Annotated in this window: 16 protein-coding genes; 12 read left to right on the top strand and 4 right to left on the bottom strand. The window is 53.5% G+C overall.

Annotation, left to right across the window (positions count from 1 at the left end; genetic code table 11):
- Together ACN0UH_RS05680 and ACN0UH_RS05675 are read left to right on the top strand one after the other, a co-directional pair.
- Nucleotides 1–3,075, top strand: coding sequence for an efflux RND transporter permease subunit (locus ACN0UH_RS05680; protein WP_417661147.1), 3,075 nt, complete (start codon nucleotides 1–3; stop codon nucleotides 3,073–3,075).
- Nucleotides 3,076–3,299: 224 nt separating this feature from the next.
- The gene (locus tag ACN0UH_RS05675) at nucleotides 3,300–3,812 is read left to right on the top strand and encodes an ATP-dependent zinc protease (protein WP_417661146.1); all 513 of its coding nucleotides are present in this window, start codon (nucleotides 3,300–3,302) and stop codon (nucleotides 3,810–3,812) included.
- 81 nt (nucleotides 3,813–3,893) lie between these two features.
- Here the strand turns inward: ACN0UH_RS05675 and rimO are convergent, their stop codons facing one another.
- Nucleotides 3,894–5,213, bottom strand: a complete 1,320-nt coding sequence (rimO, locus tag ACN0UH_RS05670; RefSeq protein WP_417661145.1) for a 30S ribosomal protein S12 methylthiotransferase RimO — start codon at nucleotides 5,211–5,213, stop codon at nucleotides 3,894–3,896.
- A 269-nt stretch (nucleotides 5,214–5,482) separates the two neighbouring features.
- On the opposite strand from rimO, the gene ACN0UH_RS05665 reads away from it, so the two are divergent.
- Complete coding sequence (locus ACN0UH_RS05665; RefSeq protein ID WP_417661144.1) at nucleotides 5,483–5,965, top strand: VOC family protein; 483 nt, start codon at nucleotides 5,483–5,485, stop codon at nucleotides 5,963–5,965.
- Between the two features lie 88 nt (nucleotides 5,966–6,053).
- Here ACN0UH_RS05665 and ACN0UH_RS05660 read toward each other — a convergent pair whose 3' ends face one another.
- Nucleotides 6,054–6,608 carry a cytochrome b gene (locus ACN0UH_RS05660; protein WP_417661143.1) on the bottom strand — a complete coding sequence of 185 codons (555 nt, stop codon included), beginning with the start codon at nucleotides 6,606–6,608 and terminating at the stop codon, nucleotides 6,054–6,056.
- Nucleotides 6,609–6,787: 179 nt separating this feature from the next.
- Between ACN0UH_RS05660 and ACN0UH_RS05655 the strand changes: the two genes are divergently transcribed.
- Entirely contained in the window at nucleotides 6,788–7,978 is a 1,191-nt protein-coding gene (locus ACN0UH_RS05655) for an NnrS family protein (RefSeq protein ID WP_417661142.1), read from the top strand.
- 9 nt (nucleotides 7,979–7,987) lie between these two features.
- A complete protein-coding gene (locus ACN0UH_RS05650; protein WP_417661141.1) occupies nucleotides 7,988–8,425 on the top strand; it encodes a CopD family copper resistance protein in 438 nt (145 codons plus the stop codon).
- A gap of 7 nt (nucleotides 8,426–8,432) precedes the next feature.
- On the opposite strand, the gene narL is transcribed toward ACN0UH_RS05650, so the two are convergent.
- Both narL and ACN0UH_RS05640 read right to left on the bottom strand, forming a co-directional pair.
- Entirely contained in the window at nucleotides 8,433–9,068 is a 636-nt protein-coding gene (gene narL / locus ACN0UH_RS05645; RefSeq protein WP_417661140.1) for a two-component system response regulator NarL, read from the bottom strand.
- Nucleotides 9,065–10,867, bottom strand: coding sequence for a HAMP domain-containing protein (locus ACN0UH_RS05640; RefSeq protein ID WP_417661139.1), 1,803 nt, complete (start codon nucleotides 10,865–10,867; stop codon nucleotides 9,065–9,067). Before ACN0UH_RS05640 ends, narL begins: the two co-directional genes overlap by 4 nt.
- A gap of 240 nt (nucleotides 10,868–11,107) precedes the next feature.
- On the opposite strand from ACN0UH_RS05640, the gene ACN0UH_RS05635 reads away from it, so the two are divergent.
- The 7 genes from ACN0UH_RS05635 to ACN0UH_RS05605 are packed head-to-tail and all read left to right on the top strand — an operon-like array spanning nucleotide 11,108 to nucleotide 21,547.
- Nucleotides 11,108–12,376: an MFS transporter gene (locus ACN0UH_RS05635; protein ID WP_417661138.1), complete on the top strand. Its 1,269-nt coding sequence runs from the start codon at nucleotides 11,108–11,110 to the stop codon at nucleotides 12,374–12,376.
- Nucleotides 12,377–12,388: 12 nt separating this feature from the next.
- On the top strand, nucleotides 12,389–13,813 hold the full coding sequence (locus ACN0UH_RS05630) for a NarK family nitrate/nitrite MFS transporter (protein ID WP_417661137.1): 1,425 nt from the start codon (nucleotides 12,389–12,391) through the stop codon (nucleotides 13,811–13,813).
- A 55-nt stretch (nucleotides 13,814–13,868) separates the two neighbouring features.
- Nucleotides 13,869–17,636, top strand: a complete 3,768-nt coding sequence (locus ACN0UH_RS05625; RefSeq protein ID WP_417661136.1) for a nitrate reductase subunit alpha — start codon at nucleotides 13,869–13,871, stop codon at nucleotides 17,634–17,636.
- A 10-nt stretch (nucleotides 17,637–17,646) separates the two neighbouring features.
- The gene (gene narH / locus ACN0UH_RS05620) at nucleotides 17,647–19,185 is read left to right on the top strand and encodes a nitrate reductase subunit beta (protein WP_417661135.1); all 1,539 of its coding nucleotides are present in this window, start codon (nucleotides 17,647–17,649) and stop codon (nucleotides 19,183–19,185) included.
- A gap of 2 nt (nucleotides 19,186–19,187) precedes the next feature.
- Entirely contained in the window at nucleotides 19,188–19,943 is a 756-nt protein-coding gene (gene narJ / locus ACN0UH_RS05615; RefSeq protein ID WP_417661134.1) for a nitrate reductase molybdenum cofactor assembly chaperone, read from the top strand.
- Complete coding sequence (gene narI / locus ACN0UH_RS05610; RefSeq protein ID WP_417661133.1) at nucleotides 19,936–20,616, top strand: respiratory nitrate reductase subunit gamma; 681 nt, start codon at nucleotides 19,936–19,938, stop codon at nucleotides 20,614–20,616. Before narJ ends, narI begins: the two co-directional genes overlap by 8 nt.
- Before the next feature lie 10 nt (nucleotides 20,617–20,626).
- The gene (locus ACN0UH_RS05605; protein WP_417661132.1) at nucleotides 20,627–21,547 is read left to right on the top strand and encodes a peptidylprolyl isomerase; all 921 of its coding nucleotides are present in this window, start codon (nucleotides 20,627–20,629) and stop codon (nucleotides 21,545–21,547) included.
- Nucleotides 21,548–21,600 lie beyond the last annotated feature (53 nt).

The raw sequence follows: 21,600 nt of genomic DNA, 5'->3' as shown, positions 1-21,600 counted from the left end.
ATGGATTTCAACCTCTCGCGTTGGGCCTTGAATAACCGTCAGATCGTCCTTTACATCATGCTTTTGCTGAGTGTCATCGGCGCAATTTCCTACACCAAGCTTGGCCAGAGTGAGGATCCGCCCTTTACGTTCAAGGCGATGGTGATTCGCACCAACTGGCCCGGCGCTTCAGCCGAAGAAGTTTCGCGACAGGTGACTGACCGCATTGAAAAGAAGCTGATGGAAACTGGTGAGTACGAAAAGCTGATTTCATACTCGCGTCCGGGAGAGTCGCAAGTTACCTTTTTAGCCAGCGACTACCTCAAACCTGATGAAGTGAAGGAGCTGTATTACCAAGTCCGCAAGAAAGTAGGCGATATTCGCCATACCTTGCCGCAGGGCATTCAAGGGCCGTTTTTCAACGATGAATTTGGCGATACCTTTGGCAACATTTATGCGTTGACCGGTAAAGGCTTTGATTACCCGATTCTGAAAGATTACGCCGACCGTATTCAATTGCAGCTGCAACGGGTCAAGGACGTTGGCAAGATCGAGTTGCTCGGCCTGCAGGATGAAAAAATCTGGATTGAGCTGTCGAATACCAAAGCCGCGACTCTGGGATTATCGCTGGCCGCAGTGCAACAAGCGCTTAATCAGCAAAACGCGGTGACCACCGCCGGGTTCTTTGAAACACCGACTGACCGTGTGCAGGTAAGGGTGGAGGGTCGATTCAAAACCCCGGAAGAAATCCGTAATTTCCCAATGCGTGTTGCCGGAAGAACCTTTCGCTTGGGCGATGTGGCTGAGGTCAAGCGGGGTTTCAATGATCCTGCGGCGCCACGCATGCGGTTTATGGGGGAAGAGGCGCTGGGTATTGCGGTGTCCATGAAGGACGGTGGCGATATCCTGCAGCTTGGTGAGTCGCTGGAGAGCCAGTTCGCCCGAATCCAGCAAACCTTGCCCGCTGGCATGCAGTTGCACAAAGTGTCCGATCAACCGGCAGCAGTTAAAACAGGCGTTGGTGAGTTTGTTCAGGTGCTGGCCGAGGCATTGATTATCGTACTGCTGGTGAGCTTTTTCTCATTAGGCTTGCGCACTGGTTTGGTGGTAGCACTGTCGATACCTCTGGTGCTGGCTATGACTTTCGCGACCATGTACTACCTCGGCATCGGCCTGCATAAAATATCCTTGGGAGCGCTGGTGCTTGCCCTTGGCTTGCTTGTGGATGACGCGATCATTGCGGTTGAGATGATGGCGATCAAGATGGAACAGGGTTACGACCGGGTGAAGGCGGCTAGTTACGCCTGGACCAGCACCGCTTTTCCGATGTTGACCGGCACCTTGATTACCGCCGCAGGCTTCTTGCCGATTGCCACCGCGCAATCAGGAACGGGCGAATATACGCGTTCAATCTTTCAGGTGGTGTCAATTGCACTGCTGGTTTCGTGGATTGCAGCGGTGGTTTTTGTTCCGTACCTGGGCGCCAAATTTTTGCCTGATCTGGCCAAGCTGCATGCAGCAAAGCATGGTGGTAGTGCAGCAGGACATGATCCGTATGCAACGCCTTTTTATCAGCGGGTGCGGCGCGCTGTCACTTGGTGTGTGCGTCACCGTAAAACCGTGATTGCGGTAACCGCATGCATGTTTGTGGTGTCGTTGGGGCTGTTCAAACTGGTGCCGCAACAGTTCTTCCCTGCCTCGAATCGCCTTGAGTTGATGATCGACTTGAAATTGGCTGAAGGTGCTTCCCTGCGCGCCACCGAAGAACAAACCAAGCGCCTGGAAAAGTTGCTTCAAAACCATGAAGGCATTGAGAACTTTGTGGCGTATGTGGGCAGCGGTTCACCACGTTTCTACCTGCCACTCGACCAGCAATTGCCGGCTGCCAGCTTTGCCCAGTTTGTCGTGCTGACTAAAAACATCGAGCAACGTGAGGAAATTCGCAGCTGGTTGATTAAAACCATGAACGAGGAGTTTCCGACCTTGCGCACGCGTATTTCGCGTCTGGAAAACGGCCCGCCAGTGGGTTATCCGATTCAATTGCGCGTCTCGGGTGAGCATATTGATACGGTGCGGGCGCTAGCGCGTCAGGTCGCAGTCAAAGTGCGTGAAAACCCGTATGTGACTAACGTGCATCTCGATTGGGAAGAGCCGAGCAAAGTCGTGCGGGTCAATATTGATCAGGATCGTGCCCGAGCGCTGGGCATTACCTCTGAGGATATCGCTAACTTCCTGCGTGGAACCCTGATCGGTACGACCGTTAGCCAGTTTCGTGAAGATGATGAGTTGATCGAAATACTGCTGCGCGGGACTGATCAGGAACGACGTAGCTTGGATTTGCTGCCGAGTTTGGCGATCCAGACCAGTAGCGGCAAGAATGTTGCGTTGTCGCAGGTTGCAACCCTTGAGTACGGCTTTGAAGAAGGCATCATCTGGCACCGCGAGCGTTTACCAACGGTCACTGTGCGCGCAGATGTATACGGCAAAGAGCAACCTTCAAGCATCATTGCGCAAATACTGCCGACACTTGACGCGGTTCGCGCAGAGCTGCCTTCAGGTTATTTACTCAATGTTGGCGGTACGGTTGAGGACGCCTCCAAAGGTCAGAAATCGGTTAATGCCGGTATGCCACTGTTTATTGTGGTGGTCTTGACCCTGTTGATGTTGCAACTGAGAAGTTTCTCGCGCACGGCGATGGTGTTTGTCACCGCGCCACTGGGGTTGATTGGCGTGACCTTGTTCTTGTTGCTGTTCAACCAGCCGTTTGGTTTCGTCGCCATGCTCGGCACCATCGCGCTGTCGGGCATGATCATGCGTAACTCGGTGATTCTGGTTGATCAGATCGAGCAGGACATTAGCTCCGGGCAAGATCGTTGGAGCGCGATTATCGACGCCACTGTGCGGCGTTTCCGTCCCATCGCCTTGACTGCGTTGGCGGCGGTGCTTGCAATGATTCCGTTGTCACGCAGCATCTTCTTCGGACCAATGGCGGTGGCGATTATGGGCGGGTTAATTGTCGCTACCGCGCTGACTCTGCTGTTCTTGCCTGCGCTGTATGCCGCTTGGTTTAAGGTCAAAGAGAACCCGCAGAACTAAACGCCTCGGCTCCCGGCGGCTGCGCAAGGGAGCTATTTACCAATAGTGCTTGTCTATTCATTGGCGCGGCCCTGCAACAGACGCATGACAAGAGAGGGTTTCGATCATCTCTTGTCATGTCGTCCAGCAGCATTCTTGCTTAAGCACCGTTCACTTGTGTATCACAAAGTTTTCACAGGTCAGCGCGCACAGTGTTTCGGTGTTCACTCAATGAGGGCGTCACTTTGAAATTGTCGTACATAAAAGCACTAGCCGTATCAATTCTCGCACTGGGCCTCGCTGGGCCGGTAGTTGCAGCTCAGTCGGCCAAGGTTTTTGGTTGGGTAGAGGAAGGCGAGATCGAGCCGGAAGGCATCGCCGTCAAGATCAAGCTCGACACTGGCGCCAAGACCTCATCAATGGATGCCAAGGACCTAGACCGGTTTAGCAAAGATGGCGACGAATGGGTACGTTTTAATGTTGAGCTGGAAGACACTGATACCGGCAAGCTGAAAACCATGGAGGTTGAACGCAAAGTCGTGCGCAATATTAAAGTGCGCGGTGCCGGTGGCTCAGAGCGTCGTCCGGTGGTGATGATGAGCATGTGCATTGGTGATCAGGTGTACAAGGAACAGTTCTCACTGAAAAACCGTGGCAAGATGAACTATCCCGTGCTGATTGGCCGGAGCACAATCGAGCACTTGGGCTTGGTCGATGTATCGAAGACCTTCACCAGCGAGCCCGATTGCAAAAAATAACTGTTTTTGGCGAATGCCAGCCATGAAAAAGCCGCGATAATCGCGGCTTTTTCATGGTGCTTGGCTTAAGCGTACACGGATTTAAACCAGCTCAGCCCACATGTCGTATTCGTCTGCATCGACAATGACTACCCGGACTTTATCGCCCGGTTTTACGTCTGTGCTGGCGATAAATACGCTGCCGTCGATTTCCGGGGCATCGGCGTAGCAACGGGCTACGGCGCCTTGGTCGTCGACTTCATCGATCAGCACATCCATCTCTTTACCGACTTTGAGCTGCAAGCGGGCGGTGCTGATAGCTTGTTGGTGCGCCATGAAGCGATCCCAGCGATCTTGCTTCACATCGTCCGGTACCAGATCATCGAGCAGGTTGGCCGGGGCGCCTTCAACCGGGGAATACTGGAAGCAACCCACACGGTCGAGTTGGGCTTCGGTCAGCCAGTTGAGCAGGTACTGGAAATCTTCTTCGGTTTCACCGGGGAAACCGACAATAAAGGTCGAGCGAATGGTCAGCTCTGGGCATATCTCACGCCAATTCTTGATTCGCGCCAAGGTTTTGTCTTCAAAAGCTGGGCGCTTCATTGCCTTGAGCACTTTTGGGCTGGCGTGCTGGAACGGGATATCCAAGTACGGCAGGATCTTGCCAGCCGCCATCAGCGGGATCAACTCGTCGACGTGCGGGTACGGGTACACATAATGCAAACGCACCCAAACGCCTAGGCTGGAGAGCGCCTCGCACATCTCGGTCATGCGGGTTTTAACCGGCCGGCCGTTCCAGAAGTCGGTTTTGTACTTCACATCAACGCCATAGGCGCTGGTGTCTTGGGAGATAACCAGCAACTCTTTGACGCCAGCTTTAACCAAGCGCTCAGCCTCGCTCAACACTTCGCCAACCGGTCGGCTGACCAGCTTGCCGCGCATTGACGGAATGATGCAGAAGCTGCAGCTGTGATTACAGCCTTCGGATATCTTCAGATAGGCATAGTGACGCGGCGTTAGCTTGACGCCTTGTGGCGGCACCAAATCGATCAGCGGATTATGATCTTGGCGCGGTGGCACGACTTCATGCACGGCATTAACCACTTGTTCATACTGCTGCGGGCCGGTAACCGAAAGCACGCTCGGGTGGACGTCGCGGATTGAGCCTTCTTCAACGCCCATGCAACCGGTGACGATTACCTTGCCGTTTTCAGCAATGGCTTCGCCAATCACTTCCAGCGACTCAGCCTTTGCACTGTCAATAAAACCGCAGGTGTTGACCACGACCACGTCGGCGTCTTCGTAGGTCGGCACGACCTCGTAACCTTCCATACGCAACTGGGTCAGGATGCGCTCGGAGTCCACCAGGGCCTTGGGGCAACCCAGTGAAACGAATCCGACTTTAGGAGCGGTGGTGGACATGCGGCAAACCTCTGGCTACGAGCGGCGGACACGAAGCATGTCCATTGATCAAAAAGTGCGCAATTCTAGCGGCGCTTTGTGCAGTTTTCCAGTGTATTCGCTGGCAATTATTGGTGCTGAGCTAGTGACGGGCGGTTGCCGTTGTCAATTATCGTTAAAACCGGCTGCTGAGGCTGACCGCGCCAGTTATCGCATTGTCTGGAACTAGAGCAGATCACTTGCAGGCGTTGACTAGAATATCTGTCTCAGATATCAGCTGGAGAGCCAAGATGATTTGCAAGAATACCGTTTGTATTTGGTATAACGGCGATGCGTTGGAGGCCGCAAGGTTCTATGCCGAAACATTCGTGGATAGCGCCGTAGGCACTGTTTATCGTGCGCCCGCGGATTATCCGGCAGGTCAGCAAGGCGATGTCCTGACTGTTGCCTTCACAGTGATGGGGGTTGCGTGTCTCGGGCTCAATGGTGGCGGGGGAGTGATGCATAGCGAGGCGTTCTCGTTTCAGGTTGCCACCGACGACCAAGCTGAGACAGACCGTTTATGGAATGCAATTGTTGGAAATGGCGGTCAGGAAAACGTCTGTGGCTGGTGTAAGGATAAGTGGGGGCTTTCATGGCAAATCACCCCGCGTGTACTGTCCGAGGCGATAGCCAATCCTGACCCGGCTGCCGCTAAACGCGCATTCGAAGCCATGATGCACATGACCAAAATAGACATTGCCAAGATCGAAGCTGCGCTAGCGGGCAATTAACTGGGCAGGGCTTACAGTCTGATTCACATTGTCTGTAAGTTGCGCCCGGCACAGAGCAACTCCGGCCGGGCCAGTTGGCGGTGTGTCGTTATTGCTGGCCGCGTTGCGGCAGCATGCGCGTGAGGGTGTTGTCGCGCAGAAGATAGTGGTGAGCAATACCGGCTACGGCATGCAAACCAATCAGCCAATAGCCCGTCGTGCCAGCCAGTTCGTGCCAGTATTTCACTTGTTTGGCTAAATCTGGATTCTTAGCCACTAAAGCAGGCAGCTCCATGCCGAAGAACGGGATTGGTTTGCCTGCTGCGCTCAGGATGATCCAGCCAGCAAGGGGTGCCCCTATCATCAGGGCATAAAGAGCTAAATGCATAAGCTGAGCAGGTATTGCTTGCCACTGCGGGATCGCCGGTACGATTTTAGGTGTCGGAGCGATCAAGCGTGCCAGCAAGCGAAGCCAGACCAGAGCAAAAACCGACAAGCCAAGCATGAAGTGCCATTGTTTGAGCAGCTCTCTCGTGTCGCTACCTTTGGGGAAGTTACCTTTGAGCTCGATGCAGGCGTAGACCCCAATAAATAGAAGGACCATTAGCCAGTGCAGGCTTATAGACAGGCTTCCATAGCGGTGTTCGGTGTTTTTCCAAGTCATAGTCTGGGCTCATCAGGTTAAATAATCTTTTAATAATAAAAACTAAACCTTAAGGATTGCTGAATATATACAGCGCTTAGCAAGTTTAAGCACATGCCTTGACTCAGATCATCTAGGGGAGCAAAAAAAAGGCTATACGGTGCATTCTTGAGGGTTTAACAGGTCGGGCGGTAGACCAAATGCAGATACTTGATAAGCGTAAAGCACTGGCCATTGCGCCATTGTTTCGTTTGGCGTTCAGAGGCTTTTTCTTGTTTGGCAGTCTGCTAGCGATGGTTGCTGTTCCTTTATGGGTGCTAGCGATACACGGCACCTTCAACGGCTGGCAACCGGTTGGTGGATGGCTGGGGTGGCATCAGCATGAAATGGTTTTTGCGTTTGCAGGGGCCATCATCACCGGCTTTCTTTTGACTGCTGTACAAACCTGGACTGGGCGTCCTGGTTTGAGGGGCAAGCCGCTGGCAGTGCTTATTGCCCTTTGGTTGCTGGGACGTTTTTGCTGGTTGCTGAGTGCGCCGTTGTGGCTGTTAATCCCTATAAACCTTTTGTTTATGTTGCTCGTCATTGTGAGCATGGCGAAAGCCTTGGGGGCGGTGAAGCAAACGCGTAATTATCCGATTGTCGTTGTGCTGGTGTTTTTTCTGCTGGCTGAAACTCTCAATCTTTATGGCTTGAGTATGGAGAATCCAGAGTTACAACGTCAGGGCGCCTTGGCTGCTGCATGGCTGATTGCTGGGTTGATGGGGTTGATTGGCGGGCGAGTGATTCCATTTTTCACCCAGAAAGGTTTGGGCCGGTTAGCGCCAGCCCAAACTTGGCCGTGGCTAGACTGGGCGCTGTTAACCGTCAGTCTCTTGATCGCAGTAGTTGAGGCCTTAGGTTGGGCAACGCAGGCGCATTTATGGATCGGCGGATTGTTTTTGCTTGTGACTGTTGCGCATTCGGTCCGAATCTGGAACTGGTTTGATTCCGGTGTGTTGCAGGTGCCGTTGCTGTGGTCGTTGTATTTAGCCTATGCCTGGCTGATCGTCGCCTGTGCGGGGATGGCGTTGTGGCACATGGGTTTGCTCGCTAATCCAAGCCCGGCATTACATGCGTTGACCGTTGGCAGCATCGGCGGCTTAATCCTTGCCATGATCGCGCGAGTTTCACTGGGTCATACGGGGCGCACTTTAACGCTCCCCAAAGGTTTTGCCCTCGCATTTATATGGCTCAATCTGGGGGCCGTCGCCCGGGTGTTTGCAGTGGGGTATTGGTACATGCCAGCACTCAATATTGCGGCTGTTTTCTGGACATTGGCTTTCGCCCAGTATGTCTGTTGCTACGGCCCAATGCTGTGCAAGACGCGTGCTGATGGACATCCAGGATAAGGAGATGCTGTGAGCTATTTGCTGATCAAAATTCTGCATCTAGGTGCTGCCGCATTCTTTATTGGCGGTGTGTTTTTTGAGGTGATGATTGTCAGTCGTGCCAGTCGCCAGCTATCAGATGAGGCTCGCGCACAGTTGAGCTTTGCGCTAGGAGTGCGGGCGCGCAAGGTGATGCATTGGGTTGTGCTTGTGCTGTACGGCGCGGGTATTGCCTTGGCCTGGAATTATCGCGGCATCCTGGCGCAACCATTTGCCAGCAGTTTTAGTTTTTTACTGAGCCTGAAAATCGCTTTCGCACTTAGCATTCTTGGGCATTTCATCTTTGTGGTCTGGTTGCTACGTACTGGCCGCGCTACACCATGGCGTTCGAAGCTGATTCACTACAGCGTGCTGACGCAAATGTTGATTATTGTGGTTCTGGCCAAGAGCATGATGTTTGCTTGGTGAGGCGTTGCTATTTGTCATGCTCAAGCGCCCAGACAGCTGCTTCAACTCGTGAGCTTACACCCAGCTTATGCAGAATATTTTTTACGTGAACCTTTACTGTGCCTTCACTAATGCCAAGTTTATGAGCAAGTTTTTTGTTGCTTAAACCGGTAGCGATCATCTTTAAAACTTGTTGTTCGCGATGCGTAAGGTTGCGCGCGTTATCCGGTGAGCTAGGGCGCAGAGCGCTCGCGAGGGTAAGCGTAAGCGCCGGGCTGATGACCAGGTTCCCGCTCAGTGCTTGTCTGAGCTGCTCGATTAATTGCTCGGGCTCCATGTCTTTGAGTAAAAAACCGTCGGCTTGCAAGCGCAGAGCATCACTGACATCTTCTTGGGCATCTGACACAGTGAACATCAGCACTTTTCCCTTGTAGTGAGCCTCGCGCAGTCGTTTGAGCGTTTCGATGCCGTTGAGTTGCGGCATATTATTATCCAGCAGAATCAGATCCGGCTTGAGTTGTTCGGCCATGAGCAAAGCATCGTAGCCGTTACTCGCTTCAGCAACGACTTGCATGTCAGCTTCAAGCTCAATTAATTGGCGTATTCCCCGGCGCATCATCGGGTGATCGTCAACCAGTAATAGGGTAAAGAAGGCTTGGTTCATGCTGAGGTCTCCGTTGCACACCCGCTGAAAAACACGGCTTTAAATTGCATCTCTATTCGGGTTCCTCCTGCTTCCCGGCAAGCAACACTGAACTGGCCGCCAATACTTTGTGCACGCTCGCGCATGATATTTAAACCATGGTGCTGGCGTTGGTCATAATCACTATCAATACCGCAGCCGTCGTCTTCAATAAGCAGCCGGACAAACTCGCCGTGTTGGCTAATGGTCACCCACACGTGGTCGGCTACAGCATGCTGTGCGCAGTTGGATAGGGCTTCGCGGACGATTTGCAGTAAATGGATCTGTTCGGCAGCACTCAGGCTGAAAGCTAGGGAGGGTGTGTTGAGAATTACCTTTCCGGCGCCTCGTTGGGCAAACTCCTCTGCCGTTTGCTTAAGGGCGTTCTCGAGCCCACTGCCGTCTATCTTCAGGCGAAATGTCGTGAGCAGTTCACGTAATTGCCGGTATGCGCTATTGAGCCCATCACGCAATTCCTCATTGACTTCCAGTAGGTGTTGCGTGGGTTCTTGGCGTTTGATCAAGGTGTTCATTCGACTGACTTGCAGCTTCATATAAGACAATGCTTGGGCCAGGGAATCATGCAGCTCACGGGCGATTGTGGCGCGCTCTGCGAGCAGTAACAGTCGGTTTTCCTGTTCGCGCTGTTGTTCAAGTGACAGTGAGGTGCCAATCAGGTTGGCTAGTGCTTGAATCAGTTCAGTTTCCCAGGTGCGCAAGGCGTGACCATCACTGAATATTGCCCTTAACTCACCCAAACGGACGCCCTGCGAAGTGATCGCAAATACGGAAACTGCCGGGTGTTGATTGAGTGGGTCATCACTCAAGTTGCTGTCGGGGCAAGTTTCACGCTGTTGGTTGCCGCGCAGGATAATTTGTTGTGCTCGCTTGCTGCTGGCGCTTTTATGCAGGCGCAGTGTCAGGTGTAGGTTGCTGAAGCGTTGTTGAAAGCGGTCGATCAAGTTATTGAGTTGCTCGATATTCGCTGCATTGGTGGCCAGGCTTTGGCTGCTCTGGTAGAGCATTTGCAGTGTCGAGTTGGTTTGTTCCAGGTCGCGGGTCTTTTCGTTGATCCGGTCTTCAAGGTTGAGGTGGGACTGTTTTATAACTTCGGCCATGGCGTTGAAGCTTTCCGCCATCTGACCGAGTTCGTCTTCGGAGCGATAGGTAATGCGTGCGTTCAGGTCGCCACGACTAAAGCGGCGAGCACTATCTACCAGTTGCTTGAGCGGGCGAATCACGCTGCTCTTTAATTGGTGTAAGCCAATTAGCAAAATCAAGATTGTCAGCATCAGTGCTGCACATTGAATGCCTTGCTGCCATTTTTGACGATTTTCACTTTGCCGCTGAAGCTGGTCGATAAACTTTTCAAGTTGCAGTACGAAATGTTCAGCTTCAGCAATGAAGACGCTTTTAGTTTTGTGATCCAGCACTGGCAGTACGACGTTTTGCCAGTGCTCGTTGATCGCCAGGAACGCTAGGGCAGTGCTTGAATCCACCTGTCGCTCCGCCACTTGACGCAGTTCCGGGCTAGCAAGCCGTTGTTGCATATCCGCTTTTAAATTGTTGATGGTTGAGCGGGGCGCAGCGGTATCCAGGCGCCAGATAAGTCGATAGGTTGCCATGCGTAATGAACCCGCAGCATTGATAGCTGCAGCATCATCTTTGCTGATGCTAGCGATCACCACGGCGCTCAGCGCGCTACTCAACGCCAGTACCGTGATAAGTGTCACTGCCAAAGCTGCTTTGGCAGGTAATGAGTGCTTAAACCAGCGTCTCAATGCGTGCGTCTCATGGCAATTACCTCTAAATAGTTTGCTGTGAAAGATGTAGTGCATGAGTTTTGGAGTAATTGTGTAACTATATGAATTTATTGAATAATTTATGGGTTTATTGGCTACCTCTTTCGGGGTATTTTAGCAAAATTTTGACTCGACAGAGATAAGAGTTATTGATGTAGGTCATATGGGCTGTCCCAGCGATATCTAGTCTACAAGAACCGTTCGATATGTAGACGTCTGATGACAAGCTTAAAAACCCAGCAAAATCTCGTACTTACAATGAGTACCTTTGCTTTCACCATCTGCTTCATGATCTGGATGATGTTTGCGGTACTTGGTGTGCCGGTTAAAGAGATGCTGCATCTGAGTGAGACCCAGTTTGGGCTGCTGGCTTCAACCCCGGTTCTGACCGGGTCGTTGGTGCGTTTGCCGCTGGGTTTGTTGGCTGATCGCTTCGGCGGTCGGCTGGTGTTCTTTGTGTTGATGCTGGTGTGCGTTTTACCCATCTACCTCATCAGCCACGCCACCGAGTACTGGCAGTTTCTGTTGCTGGGTTTATTTGTCGGGCTGGCAGGCGGCTCGTTTTCGGTGGGGATTGCCTACGTCGCTAAATGGTTTGAAGCATCCACCCAAGGCTTCGCCATGGGCTTGTTCGGTGCAGGTAATGCAGGCGCAGCACTGACCAAGTTTCTGGCGCCTGCAATTATTGCTGCCGCGAGCTGGCAAATGGTGCCGAAAGTGTATTCGGCCATCATGTTTATCACCGCTTTGTTGTTTTGGTTTTTGACCTTTGACAACAAAGCCCATCACGTTGCCAGTAGCGTGCCTCTGCGCACCCAACTGCGTTCACTTAAAGACCCTCGCGTGTGGCGTTACTGCCAGTACTACTCGATCGTATTTGGCGGTTATGTGGCGTTGGCGCTTTGGATGACCGAGTTTTATGTCAACGAATACGGTTTCAGCCTGCAGCGCGCAGCGTTATTCGCCGCCTGCTTTTCGTTACCGGGCGGGATCCTCCGCGCAGTGGGTGGCTGGATGTCCGATAAGTGGGGCGCGCACAGCGTTACCTGGTGGGTGTTGTGGGTCAGTTGGATCTGCCTGTTCATCTTGTCTTACCCGCAAACCGATCTGACTGTGCAAACCATAAACGGCCCCGTGAGTTTTCACCTCGGGCTCAATGCATGGATGTTCACCGTGCTGATGTTTGCCCTCGGCATTGCCTTCGCATTCGGCAAGGCCTCGGTCTTCAAATATATCTCCAATGATTTCCCTCATGACATCGGCGCCGTTAGCGGCATCGTCGGTTTGGCTGGAGGCTTGGGCGGCTTTGTCTTGCCCATATTGTTTGGCGCGCTGGTTGACCTGACGGGCGTGCGCTCATCTTGCTTCATGTTGATGTACGGCGTGGTCTGGGTCTCCTTGATATGGATGTACCTAAGCGAAGTACGCACAGCTCCTCTTATGGGCCAGAGCCAATCGCGCTCAGACGGCCAGCGAATTGATAGTTAAAGGACGCTTGTTATGACTACATCTCACGATTCCTCAGCAGCTAGAGCTGTACAGGTGAATAAAGTTGGCCCGGTTATCGATGACTGGCGCCCAGAAGACCCCGAGTTTTGGGCGAGCTGCGGCAAGCGGGTGGCCACCCGTAATCTCTGGATATCGATCCCCGCGTTGTTACTGGCGTTTGCGGTGTGGATGGTTTGGAGCACGGTGATCGTGCGCCTCAATGCCATTGGTTTTAACTTTGGTACTGATCAGCTGTTCTGGTTGACCGCTCTGCCTGCGCTCTCTGGTGCGACATTCAGGGTGTTTTATTCATTTATGGTGCCGGTCTTTGGGGGCCGTCGCTGGACAGCAATCAGCACCGCTTCACTGTTGATTCCAGCCATCTGGATGGGGATCGCGGTACAAAATCCGGATACCCCGTACAGCGTGTTTGTGCTGATTGCATTGCTCTGTGGTTTCGGTGGCGGCAACTTCGCGTCATCAATGTCTAATATCAGTTTTTTCTACCCCAAGTCACAGCAAGGTATGGCGCTGGGGCTGAACGCGGGCCTGGGCAATCTCGGTGTTTCTGTCATGCAGTTCTCCGTGCCTTTGGTCATTGGTTTCAGCCTGTTTGGCGGCATTGCTGGTGCGCCTCAAGAACTCAAGGACGGCACTCAGTTATGGCTGCAAAACGCGGGCTATATCTGGGTTCCGCTGATTGTCTTGGTCACGCTTGCCGCTTGGTTTGGCATGAATGACCTGAGCAGCGCCAAGGCTTCATTCAACGAGCAGTCGATTATTTTCAAGCGCAAGCACAACTGGATTATGTGCTGGCTGTACTTGGCGACATTTGGCTCATTCATTGGCTTTGCTGCGGCGTTTCCAATGTTGATCAAAACCTCATTTCCTGAGGTCAATGCCTTGAAGTTTGCCTTCTTGGGGCCATTTGTCGGCGCGCTGGTACGACCACTTGGCGGCTGGGTATCTGATCGCATGGGCGGCGCTCGGGTGACCTTCTGGAACTTCGTGTTGATGATCGCTGCGGTCTTGGGCGTGCTGCATTTTTTGCCGCAAGAAAACAGTCCAGGCAGCTTCTACGGCTTTCTCGTCATGTTCATGTTGTTGTTTGTCACTACCGGTATTGGTAACGGTTCGACCTTCCGCATGATTCCAGTGATTTTCCGCACGCTACACCAGCGCTGGAGCGCTGGTAAAAGTCAGGCGGAGCAAGCATTGGCAATGCAAGAGGCCGGTAAAGAGTCTGCTGCGGTCATCGGTTTTACCTCGGCTGTAGGCGCATTCGGTGGCTTCTTTATTCCAATTGCATTTGCCACTTCGATGACCGAGTCAGGTCGCCCGGAAGTCGCCATGTACATCTTCATTAGTTACTACCTGAGCTGCATCGCCGTGACCTGGTGGTGGTACTCGCGCAAGGGTGCACAGACACCTTGCTAACCCCTAGCCGAAATATCACACGGGCGCCCTGCGCCTAACCTGAGAGGAACAATAAATGAGCCACTTACTTGATCAATTGCGGTTTTTCAAACGCAAACAGGGTGAATTCGCCAACGGTCACGGTGAAACGCGCAAAGAGTCCCGCGACTGGGAAGATGTCTATCGTGCGCGCTGGCAGTACGACAAAATTGTGCGTTCAACCCACGGGGTTAACTGTACCGGATCTTGCTCCTGGAAAATTTATGTCAAGAACGGCCTGATTACCTGGGAAACACAGCAGACCGATTACCCGCGCACACGTAATGACTTGCCCAACCATGAACCGCGTGGATGCCCGCGTGGCGCGAGCTACAGCTGGTATATCTACAGCGCCAACCGGCTCAAGTATCCGAAAGTGCGTAAGCCATTGCTCAAACTATGGCGTGAAGCACGTGCGCATATGGAGCCAGTTGAGGCTTGGGCCAGTATCGTTGAAGACCCGGTCAAGGCCGAGAGCTACAAGAGCAAGCGTGGCATGGGTGGATTCATCCGTTCGCACTGGGATGAAGTGAATGAAATCATTGCCGCCGCCAACGTTTACACCACCAAGCAATATGGCCCGGACCGGGTGGTTGGCTTCTCGCCGATCCCGGCGATGTCTATGGTCAGTTATGCCGCCGGGGCGCGTTATTTGTCGATGATTGGCGGTGTGTGCCTGAGCTTTTATGACTGGTATTGCGATTTGCCGCCAGCTTCACCGCAAGTGTGGGGCGAGCAAACCGATGTGCCTGAGTCCGCGGATTGGTACAACTCCAACTACATCATTGCTTGGGGCTCGAACGTTCCGCAGACACGTACGCCAGATGCGCACTTCTTTACCGAGGTTCGATACAAAGGCACTAAAACAGTCGCCATTACCCCGGATTATGCCGAAGTTGCCAAGCTCACCGATCAATGGCTGAACCCTAAACAGGGGACTGATGCCGCGTTGGCGCAAGCCTTTTCCCATGTGATTTTCAAAGAGTTTCACCTGGAAAAACCCAGCGCCTACTTCACCGATTACGCCAAGCGCTATACCGACATGCCAGTGCTGGTGCTGCTTGAAGAGAAAGGCGGCAGCTATCGCGCCGGGCGTTTCCTGCGGGCATCGGATCTGGCTGATAACCTCGGTCAGGAAAATAACCCGGACTGGAAAACCATCGCCATTGATGCCAGTGGTGAGCTGGTGTCGCCGCAAGGTGCCATTGGTTATCGCTGGGGCGAGAAGGGCAAGTGGAATATCGAAGCCCGTGAAGGTGGCAGCGGCCGTGAAGTCGATCTCAAGTTGAGCTTGATCGACAGCGAGCAAGCCAGTGAGGTTGCCTTTCCATACTTTGGTGGCCAGACCCACGCACACTTCCAACACGCTGAAGGTGAAGAGATTCAACTGCGTCGCGTGCCCACCCAGAGCATCACGCTGGCAGACGGTAGCTCTGCAAAAGTCGCCACTGTGTTTGATTTGATGGCGGCAAATCTGGGGATTGATCGTGGTTTGGGCGGCAGCAATGTGGCCAGCAGCTATGACGATTCAAGCGTGCCTGGCACGCCTGCCTGGCAAGAGCTGATCACTGGCGTTAGCCGTGAGAAAGCCATCCAGATTGCCCGTGAGTTTGCTGATAACGCGGATAAGACCAAAGGGCGCTCGATGATTATCGTCGGTGCGGCGATGAACCATTGGTATCACATGGACATGAACTACCGCGGGCTGATCAACATGCTCATGCTCTGCGGTTGCGTGGGGCAAACCGGTGGTGGCTGGGCGCACTATGTCGGGCAAGAAAAGCTGCGTCCTCAGTGCGGTTGGTTGCCACTGGCCTTTGGCTTGGACTGGAGCCGTCCGCCGCGCCAAATGAACGGCACCAGCTTCTTCTACAACCACAGTTCACAGTGGCGCCACGAGAAGCTCAATATGCACGACGTGCTCTCGCCATTGGCCGACAAGTCGAAGTTCCCCGAACATGCGCTCGACTACAACATTCAGGCTGAGCGCGGCGGCTGGCTGCCGAGTGCACCACAGCTTAATCGCAACCCGTTGCAAATTACTCGAGACGCCGCTGTAGCGGGCATGTCGCCGGTTGACTACGTCACCCAATCGCTTAAAGACGGCAGCTTGCGCTTCGCCTGCGAACAACCTGATAACCCCGATAACTTCCCGCGCAACATGTTCATCTGGCGCTCTAACTTGCTGGGATCATCCGGCAAGGGCCATGAGTACATGCTCAAGTATTTCTTGGGCACCAAAAACGGTGTGATGAACGAAGACATCGGCAAAACCGGCGGCACTATTCCTAAAGAAGTTGAGTGGATAGAAGACGCCCCGATCGGCAAGATTGATCTGGTTACCACGCTGGACTTCCGCATGTCATCGACCTGCGTCTACTCCGACATCGTGTTGCCGACGGCAACCTGGTACGAGAAGGACGACATGAACACTTCGGATATGCATCCGTTTATTCATCCCTTGTCAGCCGCTATTGATCCGGCATGGGAATCGCGTTCCGACTGGGAAATCTACAAGGGCATTGCCAAGCATTTCTCGAAAATGGCTGAAGGTCATCTCGGGGTCGAGCATGACTTGGTCACCGTACCACTGTTGCATGACACGCCCGGGGAGTTGGCTCAGCCATACGGCGGCACTGACTGGAAGACTGCTGGTGAAGACCCTGTGCCCGGCAAGAACTGCCCGAATATGATGGTGGTCGAGCGCGACTATCCAAATATCTACAAGCAGTTCACCTCGCTGGGGCCATTGCTCGACAAGCTTGGCAATGGCGGCAAGGGGATTAATTGGAATACCCAGCATGAAGTCGATTTTCTTGGCGAACTCAACCACCGCGTGACTGACGAAGGGGTGAGTAAAGGTCGGCCGCAGATTGAAAGTGCGATTGATGCAGCCGAGGTTATTCTCTCGCTGGCGCCGGAAACCAACGGCCATGTGGCGGTTAAAGCCTGGGCGGCGCTCTCCGAGTTTACCGGCCTCGATCATACGCATCTGGCCAAGTCCAAGGAGCACGAAGCGATTCGCTTTCGTGATATCCAGGCACAACCGCGCAAGATTATTTCCAGTCCAACCTGGTCCGGTTTGGAGGATGAGAAGGTCAGTTATAACGCCGGTTACACCAACGTCCATGAGTTTATTCCTTGGCGCACCATCACCGGCCGCCAGCAGTTCTATCAGGATCACCCGTGGATGGAAGCCTTTGGTGAGCAGATGATGAATTACCGGCCACCGGTAAACACGCGCACCATCGATTTCGTAAAGGGCAAGCGACCAAATGGCAACACTGAGATTGTCCTCAACTGGATTACGCCTCACCAGAAATGGGGGATTCACAGTACCTACACCGACAACTTGCTGATGCTCACCTTGAGCCGTGGCGGGCCGATTATCTGGCTCTCTGAAGATGACGCGAAAAGTGCCGGTATCGTCGATAACGACTGGGTTGAGTGCTTCAACGCCAACGGTGCGCTGACTGCGCGTGCGGTGGTTAGCCAGCGGGTTAAAAACGGCATGGTGATGATGTATCACGCCCAGGAACGGATCGTAAACCTGCCGGGTTCCGAGACAACCAAAACCCGTGGTGGCCATCACAACTCGGTGACCCGTGTAGTGCTCAAGCCAACGCACATGATAGGTGGTTATGCCCAGCAATCCTATGGCTTCAACTACTACGGCACGGTCGGCTGCAACCGCGATGAATTTGTTGTGGTGCGTAAGATGGACAAGGTCGACTGGCTCGACGGAACCGATGTGGGTGGTTTAGGTGGTGATGCACTGCCACAACCACTGCCACAGACTATTTGAGGTAATTGCCATGAAGATTCGCTCACAAGTTGGCATGGTGTTGAACCTGGATAAATGCATCGGTTGCCACACCTGTTCAGTGACCTGCAAAAACGTCTGGACCAGCCGCGAAGGTATGGAATATGCCTGGTTCAACAACGTCGAAACCAAGCCCGGCATCGGTTATCCCAAAGAGTGGGAAAACCAGGATAAGTGGAAAGGCGGCTGGGTGCGCAATGCCGACGGCTCGATCAACCCGAAAATCGGGGGCAAGTTCCGGATTCTGGCAAATATTTTCGCCAACCCGGAGCTGCCGGTTATTGATGACTATTACGAGCCGTTTGATTTCGACTACCAGCATTTGCACACCGCACCTTTAGGCCAGCATCAGCCTGTTGCTCGGCCACGTTCGGTCATTAGCGGCAAACGCATGGAAAAAATCGAGTGGGGGCCAAACTGGGAAGAATTGCTGGGCACCGAGTTTGCCAAGCGGCGTAAAGACAAAAACTTCGACAAAATTCAGGCTGACATTTATGGCGAGTATGAAAATACCTTCATGATGTATTTGCCGCGCCTGTGTGAGCATTGCCTCAACCCGGCATGCGCGGCGTCCTGCCCGAGCGGTGCGATCTACAAGCGTGAAGAAGACGGCATTGTTCTGATCGATCAGGAAAAATGCCGTGGCTGGCGGATGTGCATCAGCGGCTGTCCGTACAAGAAGATTTACTACAACTGGAAAAGTGGTAAATCGGAAAAATGCATTTTCTGCTATCCACGTATCGAAGCGGGCATGCCGACGGTGTGTTCCGAAACCTGTGTTGGGCGCATCCGCTATCTCGGCGTGTTGCTGTACGACGCGGATCGGATTGCTGAAGTTGCCAGCACCGCCAGCGAGCAAGACCTGTATGAGAAGCAGCTAGAGATCTTCCTTGATCCGAATGATCCAGCGGTCATCAAGCAAGCGCTGGCAGATGGCGTGCCCATGTCGGTGATCGAGTCTGCGCAGAAGTCGCCCGTGTACAAAATGGCTGTGGACTGGAAGCTGGCGTTACCGCTGCACCCTGAATACCGCACCTTGCCGATGGTTTGGTATGTGCCGCCACTTTCACCAATCCAGAACGCCGCGCAAACCGGGCAGATTGGTATGGAAGGTATCTTGCCGGACGTTGATAGCCTGCGTATTCCTCTGCGCTATCTGGCCAATTTGCTTACCGCAGGTGATGAAAAGCCAGTCAAGTTAGCCCTTAAACGTCTACTCGCGATGCGTGCTTATAAGCGTGCCCAGCAAGTTGATGGCGTGCGCAATCTGAAAGTGCTTGAAGATGTGGGTTTGACTGAGCTGCAGGTTGAGGAGATGTACCGCTACCTGGCCATTGCGAATTACGAAGACCGTTATGTCATTCCCACTGCGCACCGCGAGGAAGCCATGAGCGATGCATTTGCCCAGCGCTCAGGCTGTGGCTTCAGCTTTGGCAGTGGTTGCAATGGCAGCTCGGACACCAACATGTTTGGCGCCAAGAAAGCGAACAAGCGCGACATCCTCAAAACAGTACAGATTTGGGAGGAGTGAGTATGCAAATTCTCAAGGTTATCTCTCTGCTTCTGGATTATCCCACTGAGCAATTGGTGCTGGCCCAAGCGGAATTGAGTGGTGCGATCGATGCCGCCCGTGAGATCAGTCCTGAGCAGCGCCGTGGGCTGCAAGGACTGCTCAGCGATATAACAACTGGTGATTTGATGGACAGCCAGGAGCACTACAGTGCGCTGTTTGGCCGTGGTCGTTCACTGTCGCTGTTGTTATTCGAGCATGTGCATGGCGAGTCAAGGGATCGCGGCCAGGCCATGGTCGACATGATGGCGCAGTACGAGGCCGCGGGTTTTGCCATCGGTGTCAAAGAGCTGCCTGACTACATTCCACTCTATCTTGAGTACCTCTCCACCCGCGATGACCTCGACGCCCGTGAAGGGCTGGCGGATATCGCACATTTGCTGGCGCTGCTGGCTGCACGTTTGGATGAACGTGAAAGCAGTTACTCCAGCTGCATGCGTGCTTTGCTGCAAATTGCAGGTGAGGAACCTGTTGCCGCTGTGGCCGAGATCCGTGAGCAGGTCGCCGCAGAAGTGCGTGATGATTCGCTGGAGGCCCTGGATAAGGTCTGGGAGGAGGAGGCCGTGGACTTTCTTCAAGCTGAGCAGCAAGACCGCTGCACCAGCCAGGCCACCGGGCCAGGCAAAGTGCGAGAAGAATTACCGGTGCCGTTGCATTGGGTCGATTTCAAGACTGATGAGCAGAGCAGCGCTCAGTTTCGGGAGGTGAAGGATGTCTAACACTAACTTGCTGTTGTTCGGGGTTTACCCCTATGTCGCCTTGGCCATTTGCCTGATTGGCAGTTGGGCACGGTTTGACTTGTCACAGTACACCTGGAAAACCGGCTCCAGTCAGATGCTCAGCAACAAAGGGATGCGGATCGCGAGCAATATGTTCCATGTCGGTATTCTGTTCGTCCTGGCCGGGCACTTTGTTGGTCTGTTGACGCCACCGGCGTTGTATCACATGGTTATCAGCACTGAAAACAAACAGTTACTGGCCATGGTTTCAGGCGGCATTTTTGGCCTGATCTGTCTGGTTGGTTTGTTGATGCTGATTAAGCGACGCCTCACTGATCCGCGCGTGCGGGCCACCTCAAGCGTTTCTGATGTGATGATTTTGCTGGTATTGCTGGTGCAGTTGCTGCTTGGCCTGGGCACTATTTTTGCCTCTACTTCGCACCTCGATGGTTCGGTAATGATCTTGCTTGGTAACTGGGCGCAAGCCTTGGTCACACTGCAACCCGTTGTGGCGGCTAATAGCATTGAAAGCGTTTCGCTGGTGTACAAGCTGCATGTGTTCCTTGGCATGACTTTATTTGTACTGTTCCCCTTTACTCGCTTGGTACACATGGTAAGTGCACCGGTCTGGTATCTGGGCCGTCGTTATCAAATCGTGCGCCAGAAAGGCTGATGGAGTTGCCATGAATAGTGAACACAACGCAGGCCATAACGGCTGCTCCTGCGGCTCGCAAAACCAGGCCGGTCAAGGTGACGCTGTTGTTCAGGTCGAAGCTCAAGCCCTGGCAGCCGAGCCTTTGGAGTTAATCGCCAGCAGCGAGCAGCAGTGGCCAAGGATCAAGGTCAACGGCGTGGCTATCGCGCAAGAGCAGATAGCTCAGGAGATGCAATACCACACGGCTGCCACGCCTGCGGAGGCTATATTTTTAGCCAGTCAGGCGCTGGTCATTCGCGAACTGCTGCATCAGCGCGTCAAGGAGCTGAATTTAACGGTTAAGCCCCAAGGTGCCGAGACCGAAGAGGAAGCGCAGATCAGTGCCTTGATTGAACGTGAAATTGACCTGCCCCGTGCTGATGAACAGGCGTGCCAGCAGTATTTCGACAACAATCGCCAGCGCTATTCCAGTGCGCCATTACTGGCTGCCCGGCATATATTGCTGGCGGCCGAGGGTGACGATGCTGTGGCCAGAAGCGAGACTCGTGAGCAAGCTGAGGGCCTGATCGAGCGATTGCAGGCTGATCCTCAATGCTTTGCTGAGCTAGCCATGGCACACTCAGATTGCCCTTCCAAACAACAAGGTGGAGCACTGGGCCAAATCAGCAAAGGGCAGACGGTTCCTGAGTTTGAGCGGCAGCTGTTTCGCTTGCCGACCGGCTTGGCAACGCAGCCCGTTGAAAGCCGTTACGGCTACCATGTGGTGTGGATTGATCAGCGTATTGAGGGTGAGTTATTGCCCTATACTGCAGTAGTCGGTTCCATTCGCGCCGAGCTTGATCAGCGTGTCTGGCAGGTGGCATTGGTGCAGTACATCAAAGGGCTGGTAGGCCAGGCTGATATTCAGGGAATTGTTCTCGAGGGGGCGGATTCCCCTCTGGTTCAATAGCATTTAGGCTGTAAACGGGTCAGTCATGTCCCGGCTTAACGCGGCACAAGTTA

Source organism: Pseudomonas sp. (assembly GCF_048265905.1).
Taxonomy (GTDB): domain Bacteria; phylum Pseudomonadota; class Gammaproteobacteria; order Pseudomonadales; family Pseudomonadaceae; genus Aquipseudomonas.
The sequence above is the reverse complement of the archived record's forward strand: the minus strand, read 5'-3'. Positions and strand labels throughout refer to the sequence as shown.

Bases quoted from the DNA above. Each gene is read 5' to 3' on its own strand.
- ACN0UH_RS05680 (WP_417661147.1), top strand. From the start codon at position 1: ATGGATTTCAACCTCTCGCGTTGGGCCTTGAATAACCGTCAGATCGTC.
- rimO (WP_417661145.1), bottom strand. From the start codon at position 5,213: ATGTCCACCACCGCTCCTAAAGTCGGATTCGTTTCACTGGGTTGCCCC.
- ACN0UH_RS05665 (WP_417661144.1), top strand. From the start codon at position 5,483: ATGATTTGCAAGAATACCGTTTGTATTTGGTATAACGGCGATGCGTTG.
- ACN0UH_RS05660 (WP_417661143.1), bottom strand. From the start codon at position 6,608: ATGACTTGGAAAAACACCGAACACCGCTATGGAAGCCTGTCTATAAGC.
- ACN0UH_RS05655 (WP_417661142.1), top strand. From the start codon at position 6,788: ATGCAGATACTTGATAAGCGTAAAGCACTGGCCATTGCGCCATTGTTT.
- narL (WP_417661140.1), bottom strand. From the start codon at position 9,068: ATGAACCAAGCCTTCTTTACCCTATTACTGGTTGACGATCACCCGATG.
- ACN0UH_RS05635 (WP_417661138.1), top strand. From the start codon at position 11,108: ATGACAAGCTTAAAAACCCAGCAAAATCTCGTACTTACAATGAGTACC.
- ACN0UH_RS05630 (WP_417661137.1), top strand. From the start codon at position 12,389: ATGACTACATCTCACGATTCCTCAGCAGCTAGAGCTGTACAGGTGAAT.
- ACN0UH_RS05625 (WP_417661136.1), top strand. From the start codon at position 13,869: ATGAGCCACTTACTTGATCAATTGCGGTTTTTCAAACGCAAACAGGGT.
- narH (WP_417661135.1), top strand. From the start codon at position 17,647: ATGAAGATTCGCTCACAAGTTGGCATGGTGTTGAACCTGGATAAATGC.
- narJ (WP_417661134.1), top strand. From the start codon at position 19,188: ATGCAAATTCTCAAGGTTATCTCTCTGCTTCTGGATTATCCCACTGAG.
- narI (WP_417661133.1), top strand. From the start codon at position 19,936: ATGTCTAACACTAACTTGCTGTTGTTCGGGGTTTACCCCTATGTCGCC.
- ACN0UH_RS05605 (WP_417661132.1), top strand. From the start codon at position 20,627: ATGAATAGTGAACACAACGCAGGCCATAACGGCTGCTCCTGCGGCTCG.